Here is a 16,151-nt window from a genome sequence, read left to right on the forward strand (position 1 = left end):
AGCCGTTCGGGGCCCGGAGGACTGCTGCGAGGGCAGCCCTCCGGACCCCTGTCGAGACGCTTCCTTACGGAGCGGTCTTGACGGTGATCTTCTTGGCGATGATGTCGGCCTTCGCCTTCTCGACGGCGGCGATCAGGTCCGTCATCTTCTTGTACTCCGGGTTGGAGTCGGCCAGGCCGACGCCGTCCTTGTCCAGGCCGTAGCGGATCTCACCGGTCTGCGGCTTGCCGTCCTTGACGGACTTGATCAGGTTGAAGACCGAGTCCGAGACGTCCTTGGTGACCGAGGTCAGGATCTTGTCCTTGAACTTGGCCAGGCCCGCCTGGTTGTACTGGTCGGAGTCGACACCGATGGCCCACGCGCCCTTGTTGGCGGCGGCCTCGATGGCGCCCGAGCCGGCCAGACCGGCGGCCGCGTAGATCACGTCCGCGCCGGCGTCCAGCTGGCCCTGCGCGGCGGCCTTGCCCAGGTCGGGCTTGGCGAAACCGGAGAAGTCCGGCGGCTGGCTCAGGTACTTGGTGAGTACCTTGGCGCTCGGGTTGGTGTCCTTGACGCCCTGGGCGAAGCCCGCCTCGAACTTCTTGATCAGCGGAACCTCGACACCGCCGATGAAGCCGACCGTGCCGGTCTTGGAGGCCTTGGCGGCGGCGACGCCGGCCAGGTAGGAGCCCTGCTCCTCGTTGAAGACCAGGTTCGCGATGTTCGGAGCCTTCACCGAGGTGTCGTCGATGAGACCGAACGTGGTCTTCGGGAACTTCGGCGCGACCTTCTCTATCGCCTTGGCGTAGGAGAAGCCGACACCGATGACCGGGTTCGAGCCGTTGCGGGCCAGCTCGGTGAGTCGCTGGACCTTGTCCGCGTCGGACTCGCCCTCGGTCGGCTCCGCCTCCTTGCCCTTCATCTGCAGGTCCTTCTCGGCCTGCTGCAGACCCGCGTAGGCGGCGTCGTTGAACGACTGGTCGCCGCGGCCGCCGATGTCGTAGGCGATGGCGGCGGTGGCTTCCTTCGTCTCGGAGGACGAGGCGTCCCCGGACTTCTTGCCGCCACACGCGGTGGCGGACAGCGCGAGAGCCGCGGACGCGATGCCCACGGTTGCGATTCGGGTGATCCGGCGCAAGGGGAGGCTCCTTCAAAACCTGACCTGAAAGCGCCTCTGAACCGGCGCTGGTTTCGCCGCGATCGTAACGCGCGTAGATGTCAGTTAAAGGCCCGTTCATGAGTCGTTATCGGATCGTCGCGAACCGGACAGTGACCGAACAGTAACCGGTGGGCGGTCCAGCCCTTGTGTACCAAGGGCTGGACGGGTCCGACGCGCGGCGCGCCGGTGTTGTAACGGGTCCTACCGGATCGGCCTTGACCTACGGCCGTCGATCAGTGCGGCGGCGGTGAAGAACTCCACTCCGACCGCGATCGCGGACTCGTCCACGTCGAAGTCGCCGCGGTGCAGGTCGCGCTTGACGGGGTCGCCGGGAACGCGGACGCCGAGCCGGGCCATGGCGCCCGGGACGTGCTCCAGGTACCAGGAGAAGTCCTCGCCGCCCAGGCTCTGCTCGGTGTCCTCGACCGATTCGGCGCCGCGCCGGGCCGCCATCGCCTCCCGGAGCAGTTCGGTGACGACCGGATCGTTGACCACCGGCGGCACCCCGCGGACGTGGTTGATCTCGAACTTGGCCCCGTGCATGGTGGCGACCTCGTCGATGGCGGCGTGGATCTGGTCCGGCGCCTCGTGCCAGGCGTTCAGGTCCAGGCAGCGCACCGTGCCGGACAGCTCGGCGTGCATCGGGATCACGTTGCAGGCGTGCCCGGCCTCGATCCGGCCCCAGGTGACGGACATGCCCGAACGGGCGTCCATCCGGCGGGCCAGCAGCGCGGGCACGTCGACGGCCACCCGGGCGGCCGCGGTGACCAGGTCGGTGGTCAGGTGCGGGCGTGCGGTGTGGCCGCCGGCCCCGTCGAGGCTGACCTCCAGCCGGTCGCAGGCCGAAGTGATCGGCCCGGTCCGCAGACCGATCTTGCCGGCGTCCACCCGCGGGTCGCAGTGCACCGCGATGATCTTGCCTACGCCGTCCAGGACGCCGGACTCGATGGCCTCGGTGGCGCCCCCGGGCAGCACCTCCTCGGCCGGCTGGAAGACCAGCCGCACCGGGCGGGGCAGCAGTCCCTGCCGGTCCAGCTCGGCGAGGACCAGGCCGGCGCCGAGCACGGTCGCGGTGTGCACGTCGTGACCGCAGGCGTGCGCCCGGTCCGGGACGGTCGACCGGTAGGGGGCGTGGGTCTTGGCGTCCGGGATGGGCAGGGCGTCGATGTCCGCGCGGAGCGCCAGCATCGGCCACTCCCGGTCCCAGGTGCCGACGTCACAGATCAGCCCGGTGCCGGACCGGAGGACGCGCGGCCGCAGGCCGGCTTTCTCCAGCCGGGCCTTGATCGCGGCGGTGGTCCGGAACTCCTGGTGGCCGAGCTCGGGGTGCATGTGCAAGTCCCGGCGGAATGCGATCAGTTCGGCGCGCAGGCGATCCGGTACCTTGCCGGGCAGCTCGGGCTGGGCGGGCTTTCCTGGCAGGGCGGTCTGGGACTCGCGGGACATCAACTGGTTCACCTGTTGAAGGGTAGGCGTACATCACCGCCAACTGGGTGGAGATCAGGAAAAGTTCAACCCGTTCGGGGAAGAAATCCCGTCCTCCGGACGCATGACCGCCTGCACCCGGGGGTAAACTCCGCCGCTCATCCGGCCGCCGGAGCGGCCTGCGCGGGGAGTCGGTGCACGTCCCGGGCGGTGTCGGTGACCCCGGCGAGGAAGGTCCGGGCCTTCGGTGTGGCGGCGGACGTCAGCCAGGCCGGATCGATGTCGCAGACGGCCACGCGGACGCCGGTACCTGCCAGTGCGTAGGGCAGGGTGTGGACGACCGTGGACGGGAAGCTGAGGATGGTCCGGCCGACCGGGCCCCGCCGGGCGATCAGCTCCAGCGGCAGGTCGGGCCGTACGATCTCCAGCCCGGTCGCCTCGCTCAGCGCGCGGAGCTTCTCCGGGGACTCGCGGCGGTGGGCGAAGTAGCGGGTGGCGCCGTGCTGCCGGGTGAGCCGGGAGACCGCCTCCAGGTAGCGGCCGGCGTCGACCACGCCGGTCTCCACCAGGGAGGTGCCGACCAGGTCGGTGCCCTTGGAGATCCGGGGCGGGCCGAACCGGGAGCGGGTCCAGCCGAAGTCGTTGACCCGGAGTTCCATGCCCGGCAGCGGGGTGACCGGCATGGAGGTGAAGACCGCCACCCGGCGTCCGTCGGCCGGGGTGAGCCGGCGCCGGGCGGTGCCGGACACCGGCGCGTACGCCAGCTCCTTGATCCGGCCGAGCGTGCCGCCGCGGCCGCGGTGCCAGCGGCGGAGCCGTTCGCCGCGGCCGGCCTGCGCCAGGAACTCCATGGTCGCGGTGCCGTCGTCGACCACCACCAGTTCCTTGGCGCGGGCCGGGACCAGCAGCAGCTGGACGAACCGGGAGAAGGGGTCGCCGACGACGATCCGCTCGGCCCCGCGGACCTGTCCGGCGAGCGCGGCGAGGGCCTTGAAGGGCGCGCCGGCGCCGCCGCGCGCCTCCTGCCAGTGCACGGCGTGGCCCTCGTCCCGGGCGATCCCGGTCACGCGGCGGAGCTGGCCGCGGGACATGGGGTCGGTGGGGGGCAGCACGATGATGCGGAGCGCTTCCGCGGGGCCGGGGGCGGGTGCGGCCGAGCCGTGGCCGGGCTGGGCGGGGACCCCGTTGAGCACGGGCCGCTGCGCGCTGTGCTGGTGTGCCCACTCCAGGACGTTGAGGAGCTGGACCGGGCTCTCTACGAAGGCGAGGGTGGTGGCAGGGGTGTTCACGGCGACTCCTGTTCGGGGGTGCGGAGCCGCTGCGCGGGGCCTTTCCCCTCCCCGCCCTCCCCCACACTCCGTGCGGGGGGGGACCCCCATCCCGAAACCGGGGCTGCGCCCCGGACCCCGCCCCCGGTTCGGGGCGGACCCGTTTGCACCGGGCCTGCGGGCAGGTGGGTGGTGGCTGGTCGCGCAGTTCCCCGCGCCCCTGACGGGGCGCGGGGCAGGAGGGGCGAGGTGGGGGGGACGGCCCGCGCGCAGCAGGCCGGGGTCAGACCGCCGCGACGGTGCCCTGGACGCGGCGCAGCTTCTTCATGGGGCCGAGCTCGGACTCGTAGACCTTCTTGACGCCGTCGCCGAGGGCGGTCTCGATGGTGCGGATGTCACGGACCAGGCGCTGCAGGCCGCCCGGCTCGACGGAGGCGGCCTGGTCGGAGCCCCACATGGCGCGGTCGAGGGTGATGTGGCGCTCGACGAACACCGCGCCGAGGGCGACGGCGGCCAGGGTGGTCTGCAGGCCGGTCTCGTGGCCGCTGTAGCCGATCGGGACGTTCGGGTACTCCGCCTGGAGGGTGTTGATGACCCGCAGGTTGAGCTCCTCGGCCTTCGCCGGGTACGTGGAGGTGGCGTGGCAGAGCAGGATGTTCGGGCTGCCGAGCACCTCGACGGCGTGCCGGATCTGGGCCGGGGTGGACATGCCGGTGGAGAGGATCACGGTGCGGCCGGTGGCGCGCAGGGCGCGCAGCAGCTCGTCGTCGGTCAGGGAGGCCGAGGCGACCTTGTGGCAGGGGACGTCGAACTTCTCCAGGAAGGCGACGGCCTCGGTGTCCCACGGGGAGGCGAACCAGTCGATGCCGCGCTCCTTGCAGTGCTCGTCGATGGCGCGGTACTCGTCCTCGCCGAACTCCACGCGGTGGCGGTAGTCGATGTAGGTCATGCGGCCCCAGGGGGTGTCGCGCTCGATGTCCCACTGGTCGCGCGGGGTGCAGATCTCCGGGGTGCGCTTCTGGAACTTGACCGCGTCGCAGCCCGCCTCGGCGGCCGCGTCGATCAGGGCGATGGCGTTGGCCAAGTCGCCGTTGTGGTTGATGCCGATCTCGCCGACGACGTAGACCGGGTGGCCGGGGCCGGCGGTGCGCGAGCCGAGCGGGCGCAGACGGGAGTTCTGGGTGTCGTTCATGCGGGATTGCGTCCTTCGGTCGGTACGGGTGCGTGTGCGGGTGCCGGTACGGCTTCCTGTCCGGGTGCCGGTACGGGCGCGGGTGCGCTCGGGTCGAGCAGCGGGGCCAGCGCGCGGGCGCGGGCCAGGTCGTGGGGGTCGTCGATCTCCAGCACGCGGGCGGGATCGGTGCGGACGGGCAGGGTGTGCCCGAAGAAGCGGTGCCGGGCGCGGCGGAATCCGGCCGCGTCCATGGCGTAGGCGGCGCCGGTCTCCAGGAGGTCCTGGGGGCGGTCCTGGCGGCGGGGCCGGACTGCCTTGTCGTGGTTGACGCCGTGGCCGCCGTCCCCGGGGGCGTCCCGCCAGAGGAAGCCGTGGAAGGGGGCGACGGTGAGGGCCGAGTCGGCCGGGCCCGCGGCGACGGCGGCCGCGACCGACTCGACGTCGTCGGGGTGCAGGAACGGGCTGGTGCACTGGACCAGCAGGAGCACGTGGACCTCGGTGGAGTGGAGTTCCTCGAACTGGTCCAGCGCGTGCATCAGCGCCGATTCGCTGGTCGCGGTGTCGCCGGAGAGGGCCGCGGGGCGGCGCACGACCTCGGCGCCGGCGGTCCGGGCGGCTTCGGCGATCTCCGCGGAGTCGGTGGAGACGACCACGTCGGTGACGGTGGGCGCGGCCAGGCAGGCGCGGACGGCGCGGGTGACCAGCGGGACGCCGGCGACCTCGGCGAGGTTCTTGCCGGGGACGCCCTTGGAGCCGCCGCGGGCCGGGATGACGGCGAGCACGCGCGGGACCGGCGGGGTGCCGGCGGGGGCGGCGGTCACAGCTCCCCCAGCCTGCGGATGACGGGTGCGACGCGCTGGACGCCGTGCCGGTAGGTGCCGCGGGCCGCCTCGCGGAGGTAGTTGCGCAGGTAGCGGCGCAGCCGGGACTTCTCCGGGAGGGGTTTCGAGGCGCCCGGGAGCACGGTGCCGTCGGGGGCCAGCTGGTGGCGGGCGAGGATGCCGGGCAGGTAGCCGGGCGCGGTGACGGCCGTGTAGTACGGGGCCGGCGGCGGGAGTTCGGGCCGGGCGAGCAGCTCGGCGATGCGGGCGCGGGCGGCGTCGTAGGGGGCGTCCGAGGTGACGCCCTGGGCGGCGAGCCAGGCGGGGTCGCCGGCCGGGCGGTGTCCGGCGTCGAGCTGGTCCCAGGAGGCGAGGCAGCCGGAGCCGAGGAAGTGGTGGTTGCCGAGGGTCTCGCGGATGCCGAGGTCGGTGAGGACGGCGGTGGGGATACCGCGGGCCAGGGACTCCAGGGCGGCCGTGGAGGAGACGGTGACCAGTAGGTCGGTGCTGTCCAGGACCTCGCCCATGTTCCCGTACACCAGGCGGAAGTTCGGCGGCGGCGGGTCCGGCAGCCGGTCGGCGAGCCGCTGGTAGGGGATCTCCTCCAGGTGCGTGGTGTGCTCGCCGGGCTTGCTGCGCAGCTTGAGGAGCACCTCCCGGCCGGGGTGCAGGCGGGCGTGCTCGACGGCGCGGCGCAGCAGGTAGCCGCGGTCGGCGGCGCTCTCGGGCACCGAGGGCTGGGCGGCGAAGACCACGGTGTGCGCGTGGCCGACGGGCTCTTCGTACGGCGTTCCGTCCAGGAAGGGCAGGGCGGTCTCGGTGACGGCGGAGGCGTCGGCCCCGGCTCCCTCGTACACGGCGCGGAAGCGTCCGGCGTCGTGGCGGGAGTTGGCGAGGACGAGGTCGGCGCCGTGGCGCAGCAGCAGGCCGTCGGCGAGCTTCTCGTAGACGACTCCGACGTAGCCGGTGACGAGGACGGGTCTGCGGGCAGGGGCCGGCCAGAGGGCCCGGATGCCGTGCAGGGCGGCCTGGACGGCGCCGCCGACCAGGGCGAGCACCACCATGTCGTAGGACCCGCGGCGGAGTTCGGCGAGGAATTCGGGGAGGGTGACCTCGTCCAGCCGGTCGGCCCGTACGCCCACCTCGCCGAGCTGGCGGGCGGTGGGCGTGGCCCGGCCGCGCAGCAGGAATCCGGTCAGGTTTCCGTCCTCGGCCGCGCAGTCGGGGGCGATGCGGTGCGCGGTGAGTGCGCCCCATTTCCATCGCGTATCGGAATCGGCGAGCACTGCGACCCGCTTGCTTACTGGCACGGGCCAGAAGCTATGCCGGAATTCCGGTGATCGGCCCAACGAACGCACAACGGAGGGTTAACAACCCGTCGACGAAATGAGAATACGCCGGGGAGTGAGACGGAAGCGGTCCGCGGTGGGGGCGGGTTAACTCCGGCGCCACGCGTCGTTCACGTAAAATCTTCGCATGGTCCACGGTGAATGCCGCGCCACGGCCTAATGTCTGCCGGGTGGTCAAGCTCTCTGTTGTCGTGCCGTTCTACAACGTGCAGACATACGCACCGGATGCCCTGAAAAGCCTCGAACTGAACGCGCGGGACGACTTCGAGTTCCTCCTCGTCGACGACTGCTCGACGGACGGGACGCCCGAGCTCCTGGAGCGGGCGGCGCGCGAGCTGCCGGGCGCGGTGCTCCTCAGACACGAGAAGAACGGCGGCCTGGCCACGGCGCGGAACACCGGGCTGGACGCGGCGCGCGGCGAGTACCTGGCCTTCATGGACGGCGACGACTGGCTGGCACGGGGCCACCTGGCCCGGACGCTGGCCGCCATCGAGGCGCTGAACTGCGATTTCGTCCGCAATGACCATGTGCAGGTGACCGGGAAGGCGCGCACCGTGCAGCGCATCCCGTACGGCCCGCAGGGCGTGCCGGCCGATCCGCGGACGGGCATCCTGCCGGCCGAGCGGCCCACCTCGGTGGACTACCCGTACGCCTGGGCCGGGATGTACCACCGGCGGCTGCTGGACCGCGGGCTGCTGCACTTCACCGACGGGCTGCGGACCGCCGAGGACCGGCCGTGGATCTGGCGGCTGCACCGGGAGGCGGAGTCCTTCGCGGCGGTCGGGCTGCCCGGAATCTTCTACCGGCGCGGAGTTTCGACCTCCCTGACGCAGATCGGCGACGTCCGGCAGCTCGATTTCATCCGCGCATTCGATCAAGTGATCGCGGACACGGCGGCGGACCGGGACGCGGCAAAGCTGCTCCCGAAAGCCGTTCGCACATATTGCGCAATCATTGCGCACCACATCGGATCCATTGAAAGGTTCGAGCCCGAAGTGGCCAAAAAACTCCGTTCGATGAGTGCGGCCGCGCTCGGAAGAATGCCGAAGGACGTGCTCGAAGGCGCCCTGAACTCCATGGACACGGAACGGTCGGTGCTGCTGCGGCGGCTCCGCCGCCGGTCGGGCGAGGGAGCGGCCGCCTGATGGAACCGCGCACCACGCAGATCTTCCTGGTCTCCACCGTGTACGGCATGGCCACGCTGGCCGCCGGAATCGATGCGGGCGTCTTCGGTCCGGCCGACCGCCGGATCCTGCTGACCAGCAACAACGCCACCATCCCGGAGATCGCCCCGGGCCCGGACGCGATGCCCGGCTTCGCCGCGCTGCGCACCCGCTTCGACGACCACCTCGACTGGAACGCCGCCATCGAGCCGTACCACCCGAGCACCTGGACCCCCCGGCCCGAGGACGTCCCGCTGTGGGAGCGGCAGTTCCGCGCCCTGTGGGGGCTGGGCGAGGACCGGATCGAACTCGTGGTGGAGTCCATCCAGGTCTCCCCCGCGCAGGCGGTGTGCCAGCTGTTCCCCGGCGCCTCGGTCGAGGTCTACGCCGACGGCCTGATGAGCTACGGCCCCACCCGGCACAAGCTCGACCCACAGCTGGGCATGCGGATCCGCCGGGTGCTGCACCTGGACCTGGCACCCGGCCTGAAGCCCCTGCTGCTCACCGAGTTCGGGGTGCCGGCCGAGCTGGTGCCCGCCGAGGCCTTCCTGAAGGTGCTCACCGAACTCGCGGCGGAATCACCCGAGTTGCCCGAGCTGCCCGAACCCGCGGAGAACACCGCGCTGCTGCTCGGCCAGTACCTCTCCGCCCTCGAACTCCTCACCCCCGAGGAAGAGGACGAACTGCACGTCACGATGGTGCGCGGCGCCCACGCACTGGGCCACACCGAGATCGTCTTCAAGCCGCACCCGAGCGCGCCCGCCCGGTACTCCCGCTCCGTGGAGGAGGAGGCCGCCCGGCTCGGCGCCCGGCTGACCGTGCTCACCGAACCCGTCCTGGCCGAGGTCGCCTACCAGCGGCTGCGCCCCGCGCTGGTGGTCGGCTGCTTCTCCACCGGGCTGCTCACCGCCGCCACCCTGTACGGGATCCCGGTGGCGCGCACCGGCACGGGCCGGCTGCTGGACCGGGTCGCCCCGTACCAGAACAGCAACCGGGTGCCGATGACGGTCGTGGACGCGCTGCTGCCGGACCTGGAGGACGCCGGGGCCGTCCGGTCCCAGACCGCGCCCGGCCCGGAGCGGGTCGGCGAGGCGCTCGACGGGCTGCTGGTCGCCGTCGGGTACGCCATGCAGTCCCAGGTGCTCTCCGCCCGCCGCGCGGAGGCCGAGCAGTTCCTGGCCACCCGCCTCGACGAACACACCTGGCGCTATTTCAAGCGGCGGCGGCTCACCACCCTCGGCCTGCCCGGCGGGATTCCGGCCCAGCTGGCCTTCCTGCCGAAGAGCCCCGCCCTGCGCCGGGCGGTGCGCCGGATCCGCCGGCTGCAGAAGACCGCCCTGGGCCGGTCGAAGTGAGCGTCACGGCACCACTGCCCGACCCCCGCACCGGGACCACCGGCGCCACCGGGAGCACCGGGCCCACCACGGCCGACGACGCGGCGGCACCGGCGCCGGGGAGCCGGCGCGGCAGGCTCCGGGCCCTGGACGGACTGCGGCTGCTGGCCGCGCTGATGGTCGCCCTCTACCACTTCGGCGGGCGCAACGGAGACGTGTCGAAGGCGTGGGGGGCGTCGCCGCGCGACCTGTTCCCCGACGCCGCGCCGTGGTTCGCCTACGGTCCCCTCGGGGTCCAGTTCTTCTTCGTCATCAGCGGCTTCGTCATCTCGATGAGCGCCTGGGGGCGGCCGCTGCGGTCCTTCCTCGCCTCCCGGGTCGCCCGCCTCTACCCGGCGTACTGGGTGGCCCTGGTCCTGGTCACCGTGGTCTTCGCGCTGCCCGCGGTGGCGTACAGGACGGTGTCACCGACGGACTTCCTGGCCAACCTGACCATGCTCCAGCAGCCGATGGGCGCCGAACGGGTCCTCGGCGTGTGCTGGACCCTGTGGGCCGAGATGCGCTTCTACGTGCTCTTCGCGCTCTTCGTGATCATTCCCGGCGGGGGCCGGCGGCGCACCCTGGTGTTCTGCGCGGTCTGGGCGGTCGCGGCGGTCATCGCCGACGCGTCGAAGAACGAGCTCCTGGGCATCGCGCTGATGCCGGAGCACGCGCCGTTCTTCATCGGCGGCATGGGCCTCTACCTGGTGTACCGCGACCGCCGGGACATCACGGGCTGGGGCGTCGCCGTCCTCGGCTGGGCCATGGGCCAGCACTACGCGGTGGCCGGCCTGTGGCACGCCCCGAACCCGAAGTTCTTCTCGTACCGCGAGGCCTCGGTGATCATCGCCCTGGTCACGCTGGCGTTCCTGCTGGTCGCCCTGGTGGCGGTCGGCATGCTCGACTGGATGAACTGGGGCTGGCTGACCGTCGCCGGAGCCCTGACCTACCCCTTCTACCTGGTCCACGAGCACCTGGGCTGGGTGGTCATCGGTGTCCTGCACAAGGACTTCCACGTGCCGCCGGCCGCCACCGTGGTCATGACCATCGGCCTCATGCTGGTGCTGGCGTGGCTGATCCACCGGCTGGTGGAACGCCCCCTCACCCCGGTGCTGCGGCGCGCGCTCGAACGGGAGACCGGCGAGAAGGTCAGCTGACCGCCAGCTTCGCCGCGAAGCCCAGGAAGAGGACGCCCGCGGCGGAGGTGGCGCCGGCCGACAGCCGCTTGCGGCGCCGGAAGGCGGCCGACAGGCGGGTGCCGCCGAATATCAGCGCGCTCAGGTAGAGGAAGCTGCTCAGCTGCAGCAGGGAGCCGAGCAGCAGGAACGAGAGAGCGGGGTACTCGTAGCCGGGGTCGACGAACTGCACGAAGAAGGCGCCAGAATCCAACTGCCTGTACCCTCGCGCCCATGACCGCTACGAAGACCGCTCGTGAGTGGACCGCCGAGGAGCTGGCAGAGCTGGCCGAACTTCAGGCCAGGAACGAGGCGCTGCCGGAGGGCGCGCCCCGTGGACTCCTGTCGGTGCGACTGTCGATCCTCACGGAGGACACCACCAGCCCAGCGCGGCAGGAACTTGACCTTCGCCGCCACGCCATTCGAGAGGGCGTCAGGGTTGTCGGCGTGGCCAGGGACCTCGGAGTGTCTGCAACCAAGAAGGCGCCTTGGGAGCGGAAGGAACTCGGGGACTGGCTCAACAACCGCATACCTGAGTTTGATCTCATTCTGTTCTGGAAGTTGGACCGGTTCATCAGGCGCATTTCTGACCTACATGAGGTCATCAAGTGGTGCGAGAAGTTCGGGAAGAACCTGGTTTCTCTGAATGACACGCTGGACTTGTCATCCCCCATGGCTCAGGCAATGGTGACGTTCGTAGCGGCCGTCGCAGAGATCGAAGCCGCAAACACTAAGACCCGCGTTTCATCCCACTGGGAATACACTAAGCAGCAGGACCAATGGCGTATTGGTAAGCCATCGTATGGCTACAAGACCGCCAAGGCGGGCGGGAAAATCCGGCTAGTGCAAGATCCCAGGCAGGCGCGGGCAGTGCGTTACATGTACCAAGCCGCAATGCGGGGGGTTCCGGCAAACCGAATCGCCAAGGTTCTAGACAGGGCCAAGGTTGCGACCTACAGCAACGGCAAGTGGAACAATCAGCAGGTCCTCAGGATCCTCAGGAATCCCGCCGTTAAGGGGCTTCGCACTGAGGGGGGAACGAAAACAGGCGCTTACAAATCTACGCCGGTGCTAGACAAGAATGGGCAGGAAATCAGGGTCACGGATGAGCCGATCCTGACTGATGAAGAATTCGAGGGCGTACAAACGGCCCTTGCCACCCGCGCGAAGAACAAGCGTCATCATGAGAAGAACCGGCGTCCCACCAGGTTCCTTGGCGTTATGAAGCACGAATGCGGACGAAACATAAACGAAACGAACAGCTACAAAACGCTCTCTACTGGCGACGTGAAAGAGTACCGATACTTGAGGTGCCCCGAGTGCCGAAAGCCCGGATTCGTCACACCGGATCCTGAGCATGTGTACTCGGCTCTGGCCCAGGCTGTCTTTGAGGCCCTGGGTGATTTCGAGGTAATCCGGCGCGAGTACGCCCGAGGCGACGAGAACAGGCGTGAACGCAAGCGACTGGAAGATTCCATCGCCTACTACATGTCTGGGCTGGAGCCTGGCGGAAGGTTCGATAAGGCCGGATTCATTCGCGAGAAGGCAGAGACCACGCTAGACGCCCTCATGAACGAATTGACGAAGATCGACCCGGAATCCACAAAGGATAGGTGGGTCTACGAAAGCACCGGCATGACCTACAGCCAACATTGGAAGATCGGTGGCGTGGAGGCCATGGAAAAGGATCTACTGAGCGCCGGAATCACTTTCGAACTTGGTAAACAAGACGACGGGGAACTGTTGGGTCGGTTGATCATCCCGCACGATGTAGAAAAGCGACTGATCCGGATGGACAACAACTGGAGTTGACCATCGGGCACACCCCCAAAGCCAAAACGCCCCCCTCCGCGAGGAGGGGGGCGTTTTTTATGTCACCCCTCGGCGGGATAGACGACATCAGCAACGACTTTCCGGTTTCCGTCCTGGTCCTGGATAACGGTTACAACACGCATACGCCCCCTGTCAGCGCCGAGACCCTGCGCCGAGCGCCAGTAGGAAAGAAACCTTGCATCGCCGCCCCCTGGCGAAGTCAAGGACAGCGTTTAAACGCCCCTGCTGGAAACCGCCACCCCACCAGGGATACAACAAGCCATCACCAACCAAGAGAGGACACGTCGGTTCCCGTATGGCTGATCGCTCCGATGCCGCCAAGGCACGACACGGACAATGGGTTTTCGCCCTGGCCACGGCCGAGGCTCCCGGGGCCGACGTGCTGAAGGCTCACAGGCTCACGCGCAAAGACGCGTGGCCCCACTTCACCCGCTTCCTCATAGCAGTTGGGACCCGCTGGGGAACCTGGGGAGAAGACATACGTCCCACGCTCGACCGAATCCAAGAGGCGACCGGTATCGACCGGTCGAAGGCCGCTCGCTGGCTGCATGCGGCTGTATCCCTCGGCTTCCTTGCCGTGGCCCGCCACGGGTCGCGAGGAGTCGCCACGACCTATCGGATCGCTATCCCCGGCGAAAGCCGCCAGAAGGTATCCCACGTCGACCGTTCCGGCCTCCGGGCACCTAGGCCGGCTGAGGCTCCCGAAAGGCGCCCTCAGGCCGATCCAGGGCCTTCCAGCGGCCACCAGTCGAAGCATGCTGGCGAGGTTCTCGCGTGGGATGACCTATGCGCGGATGCTCGGGCGGTGTTCCTGTGGCCCTCGGTCGAGTGGGAGAGGCATTGGCGGCCCGAGTACGGGCCGTATGGTGCTGCCGTTCGGGCAGCACTGGCCCATAACCCACACCTGTCTGTGTAGCACCCTGTCTTATGGCAGCGGTGCTGCTATCTCACCACCGCACCTTTGCTGTCTCACCCGAGCACGCTGGTGAGACGTAACTAGTAACTAAGAACTACAGACCCCTACGGGGTCTGTTAGCTACTCGCATGCTCGTAGCTATGCCCTGGCCGGTCGAAGATCCGGACAGCCAGGCTCCCTAACGGGACCTGACTTCAGCCAAGGCAGAAAGCGAACGGCGGCCTCTGAGGACGCCGGAGCGTAAGAGCAGTACTCCTCAGCGCCACCCCACATCGAGGGGTGGCACCTTTCCAATCAGAGGTACCTCTATTCCGTACAGCATGTGTTCCAAGCACAAGAGGTTGTATCCGCTTGGGGAGCGTTGCCCGCTCTGCCCGACTGGCCGAAGGTACCCCAGTAAGAACACCCGAATAGCGGGCAGGTGTTCCTTCTGCGGTCGCAGTACCGATCTCACCGGAGATCACATCCAGCCTTTGGCTGAGGGTGGAACCAACACGCTCGATAACGTCCGCGTTCTCTGCCGTTCCTGTAACACGCGTCGGGAGAATGCTCGCCGCCGAGGCAAGAACTATTGAGGGTGGCCCCCCTGTTGCCACGGAGGTCCATGCAGGTAGCGTTCAGTCGCTCATACGCCCGACCCATGCGGGCCCGCGCAGGCCCGCTCAGAGCCTTTCCGCACCACCCGCCGGCCTGGCCCTGCATTGGTTTTCCACAGCCTTTCACGGCCCCGGGTATGCCCTCCTGAGAGTTTGAGGCTGACGACTTCTGCACCCGCCGCCTTCCTGTCGCGTGTGCGTCCGCAGGTTAGCCCAAGTTGGTGGGGGTATCCGGATGCAAATCTCCGTGTGGGAAATGCCGTCGCAACAGGTCTCTACATTACGTACCGATAGAACCTGGATGACGGAGCCCCCAAGTGATCGAGCTTACTTGCCTCTATTGCTGCGGCTTCTTCGACCATCCGTACGGGCCTGGGCGCCCGCCGCTCTACTGCTCACCGCAGTGCAAGCGCGAGGTGGCCCGAGGGCGCCGCCTTAAGCGTGCTCATGAGCGCGCCTATGAACGCCACATGCGGATCATCGAAGACGTAGCTCGCAACGGCTGACCAACACCCACAGCGCACACCATTTAGCCGCCCCTGGCAGCGCCAGAAGGGCGGCCTTCTTACGTCCAATTGCAGGAGAGACATTGAATCGCGCACTGACCAAGATTTTTGATGACGCCGAGGCGTACGGGCGCGGTCTTCATCCCGAGGAGATCGCTTACGTGCTCAATAACACTCCACGCGGGTCCGAATGTCGGGCTGAGATCCTCGCCATGGTGAATGGCGGTAAGGCGAGCACTGCCGAGGGCCGTTCGGCTCTCCGCTCCCTTGTGGAGCCCGAGCCGAGCTCGCACGCTTCCGAGATTCCTGGCGCCGAGGGCCCGAGCCTGGAAGAGCGCCAGGCCGAGACCCGCTCTTTCGCCGAGAAGCTCGGTTCCGCTGCCCTCCCGTCCGCCAATGCTGAGCAGCGAGACGGCTTTAAGGGCCGTCTTCCTAGCCTGGCCGAATTTAGGGCGCTTCAGAGTTCCGCCCCGGCTGATGGGGGTTGGCTTGTCCCCAAGGCTACGGCCCGGACCTACTTTGAGAAACTTCGCGCCGAAAGCGCCTTCATGCGCGGACTGCCCGCCGCGAATATCATTCAGTTCGACACTGCCGAGCTGATCCTTCCGGGTATTGCATCGTCGTCCACTCCTGGATATGTGGACGAAGGGGCGGTGATCCCCGAAGGCACCATGGCTTTCGCCGGGATCACTCTCGCGGCTAAGGCAGTCAAGGAACTGCGATACGCATCGAATGAACTGCTCGCGGACTCCGCCGTGGATCTCCGAAATCTGCTGGCTGACGACATGCTGAAGTCTGCGGCGAACCGCGTCGACGCCGATGCATTTTCGGGCAGTGGAGCCAATCCGGTTAAGGGGATCATCAGTCAGGGTGTTACCACCACTCTCGGCGCCGGTCAGCTTCCCTCCTTCGACTCCATCGCGGACGCCATTACCCGTATTGAGTCGGCCAACGGCACTCCTACGGTCATCTTCGCGGCGCCCGATGCCGCCGCCTCGCTGCGCAAGGAGAAGGCTTCTACTGCTGGCACCTTCCAGGGCGGTTCTCCGACCAGCACGCCGTTTACGAGCGTGTGGGGCCTGCCGCTGATCGTGTCCTCCAACATTCCTCCGAAGCACGCGATTGTCTGCGATGCCTCGCGCATCTTCTTCGGAATTCGCAGTCAGGCCCACATCAACGCTTCCGAAGAGTTCAGGTTTGACCGCGACCAGGTGACTTACCGGATCGTAGTGCGCGTGGCCGGCGCGGCCGTTGCCGAAGCCTCTAGCGTCCAGGTCGTCAAGGGCCCGTGATGCGTTGTATGCCGCCCGGACAAAGATCCGGGTGGCATTCCTTTTTGGGCTGGGAGTTGGTGTGAGATTTCTAATTTGGGCCCTGCGTAAGCGCGCCAGGATGGCAGTGGGTCAGATCGAGG

At 68.5% G+C, this 16,151-nt stretch carries 11 protein-coding genes and 2 pseudogenes; 6 read left to right on the top strand and 7 right to left on the bottom strand.

Annotation, left to right across the window (positions count from 1 at the left end; all coding sequences use genetic code 11):
• Positions 1-64: 64 nt before the first annotated feature.
• From AC067U_RS21425 to AC067U_RS21450, 6 genes and pseudogenes are all read right to left on the bottom strand, one after another.
• Positions 65-1,117, bottom strand: a complete 1,053-nt coding sequence (locus AC067U_RS21425; RefSeq protein WP_478831346.1) for a BMP family lipoprotein — start codon at positions 1,115-1,117, stop codon at positions 65-67.
• A gap of 222 nt (positions 1,118-1,339) precedes the next feature.
• The gene (locus AC067U_RS21430; protein ID WP_478831629.1) at positions 1,340-2,584 is read right to left on the bottom strand and encodes an amidohydrolase; all 1,245 of its coding nucleotides are present in this window, start codon (positions 2,582-2,584) and stop codon (positions 1,340-1,342) included.
• Positions 2,585-2,721: 137 nt separating this feature from the next.
• Positions 2,722-3,942: a hypothetical protein gene (locus AC067U_RS21435; RefSeq protein WP_478831347.1), complete on the bottom strand. Its 1,221-nt coding sequence runs from the start codon at positions 3,940-3,942 to the stop codon at positions 2,722-2,724.
• A gap of 172 nt (positions 3,943-4,114) precedes the next feature.
• A complete protein-coding gene (locus tag AC067U_RS21440) occupies positions 4,115-5,023 on the bottom strand; it encodes an N-acetylneuraminate synthase family protein (protein ID WP_478831348.1) in 909 nt (302 codons plus the stop codon).
• Between the two features lie 68 nt (positions 5,024-5,091).
• Positions 5,092-5,826 (bottom strand): annotated as a pseudogene (locus AC067U_RS21445) (acylneuraminate cytidylyltransferase family protein); the annotation flags it as partial.
• Positions 5,823-7,136: a DUF6716 putative glycosyltransferase gene (locus tag AC067U_RS21450; protein ID WP_478831349.1), complete on the bottom strand. Its 1,314-nt coding sequence runs from the start codon at positions 7,134-7,136 to the stop codon at positions 5,823-5,825. The pseudogene AC067U_RS21445 and the gene AC067U_RS21450, both read right to left, overlap by 4 nt.
• Positions 7,137-7,345: 209 nt before the next feature.
• Between AC067U_RS21450 and AC067U_RS21455 the strand changes: the two genes are divergently transcribed.
• From AC067U_RS21455 to AC067U_RS21465, 3 genes are read left to right on the top strand one after another with little or no spacing between them, the layout of a single operon-like run.
• Entirely contained in the window at positions 7,346-8,320 is a 975-nt protein-coding gene (locus AC067U_RS21455) for a glycosyltransferase family 2 protein (protein WP_478831350.1), read from the top strand.
• A complete protein-coding gene (locus AC067U_RS21460; protein WP_478831351.1) occupies positions 8,320-9,693 on the top strand; it encodes a polysialyltransferase family glycosyltransferase in 1,374 nt (457 codons plus the stop codon). The genes AC067U_RS21455 and AC067U_RS21460 overlap by 1 nt, the downstream gene beginning before the upstream one ends.
• Positions 9,690-10,868, top strand: a complete 1,179-nt coding sequence (locus tag AC067U_RS21465; RefSeq protein WP_478831352.1) for an acyltransferase family protein — start codon at positions 9,690-9,692, stop codon at positions 10,866-10,868. The genes AC067U_RS21460 and AC067U_RS21465 overlap by 4 nt, the downstream gene beginning before the upstream one ends.
• Here AC067U_RS21465 and AC067U_RS21470 read toward each other — a convergent pair.
• Positions 10,861-11,088: pseudogene (locus tag AC067U_RS21470) on the bottom strand (LysE family transporter); the annotation flags it as partial. The gene AC067U_RS21465 and the pseudogene AC067U_RS21470 sit on opposite strands and share 8 nt — an antisense overlap.
• Before the next feature lie 32 nt (positions 11,089-11,120).
• Between AC067U_RS21470 and AC067U_RS21475 the strand changes: the two are divergent.
• From AC067U_RS21475 to AC067U_RS21485, 3 genes are all read left to right on the top strand, one after another.
• Positions 11,121-12,698 carry a recombinase family protein gene (locus tag AC067U_RS21475; protein ID WP_478831353.1) on the top strand — a complete coding sequence of 526 codons (1,578 nt, stop codon included), beginning with the start codon at positions 11,121-11,123 and terminating at the stop codon, positions 12,696-12,698.
• 1,257 nt (positions 12,699-13,955) lie between these two features.
• Positions 13,956-14,210, top strand: coding sequence for an HNH endonuclease (locus AC067U_RS21480; protein WP_478831354.1), 255 nt, complete (start codon positions 13,956-13,958; stop codon positions 14,208-14,210).
• Between the two features lie 610 nt (positions 14,211-14,820).
• On the top strand, positions 14,821-16,029 hold the full coding sequence (locus tag AC067U_RS21485) for a phage major capsid protein (RefSeq protein WP_478831355.1): 1,209 nt from the start codon (positions 14,821-14,823) through the stop codon (positions 16,027-16,029).
• Positions 16,030-16,151: the final 122 nt, after the last annotated feature.

This window comes from Streptomyces sp. NPDC043853, assembly GCF_056436025.1.

Bases quoted from the DNA above. Each gene is read 5' to 3' on its own strand.
- AC067U_RS21430 (WP_478831629.1), bottom strand. From the start codon at position 2,584: ATGTCCCGCGAGTCCCAGACCGCCCTGCCAGGAAAGCCCGCCCAGCCC.
- AC067U_RS21435 (WP_478831347.1), bottom strand. From the start codon at position 3,942: ATGGGGGTCCCCCCCCGCACGGAGTGTGGGGGAGGGCGGGGAGGGGAA.
- AC067U_RS21440 (WP_478831348.1), bottom strand. From the start codon at position 5,023: ATGAACGACACCCAGAACTCCCGTCTGCGCCCGCTCGGCTCGCGCACC.
- AC067U_RS21460 (WP_478831351.1), top strand. From the start codon at position 8,320: ATGGAACCGCGCACCACGCAGATCTTCCTGGTCTCCACCGTGTACGGC.
- AC067U_RS21475 (WP_478831353.1), top strand. From the start codon at position 11,121: ATGACCGCTACGAAGACCGCTCGTGAGTGGACCGCCGAGGAGCTGGCA.
- AC067U_RS21480 (WP_478831354.1), top strand. From the start codon at position 13,956: ATGTGTTCCAAGCACAAGAGGTTGTATCCGCTTGGGGAGCGTTGCCCG.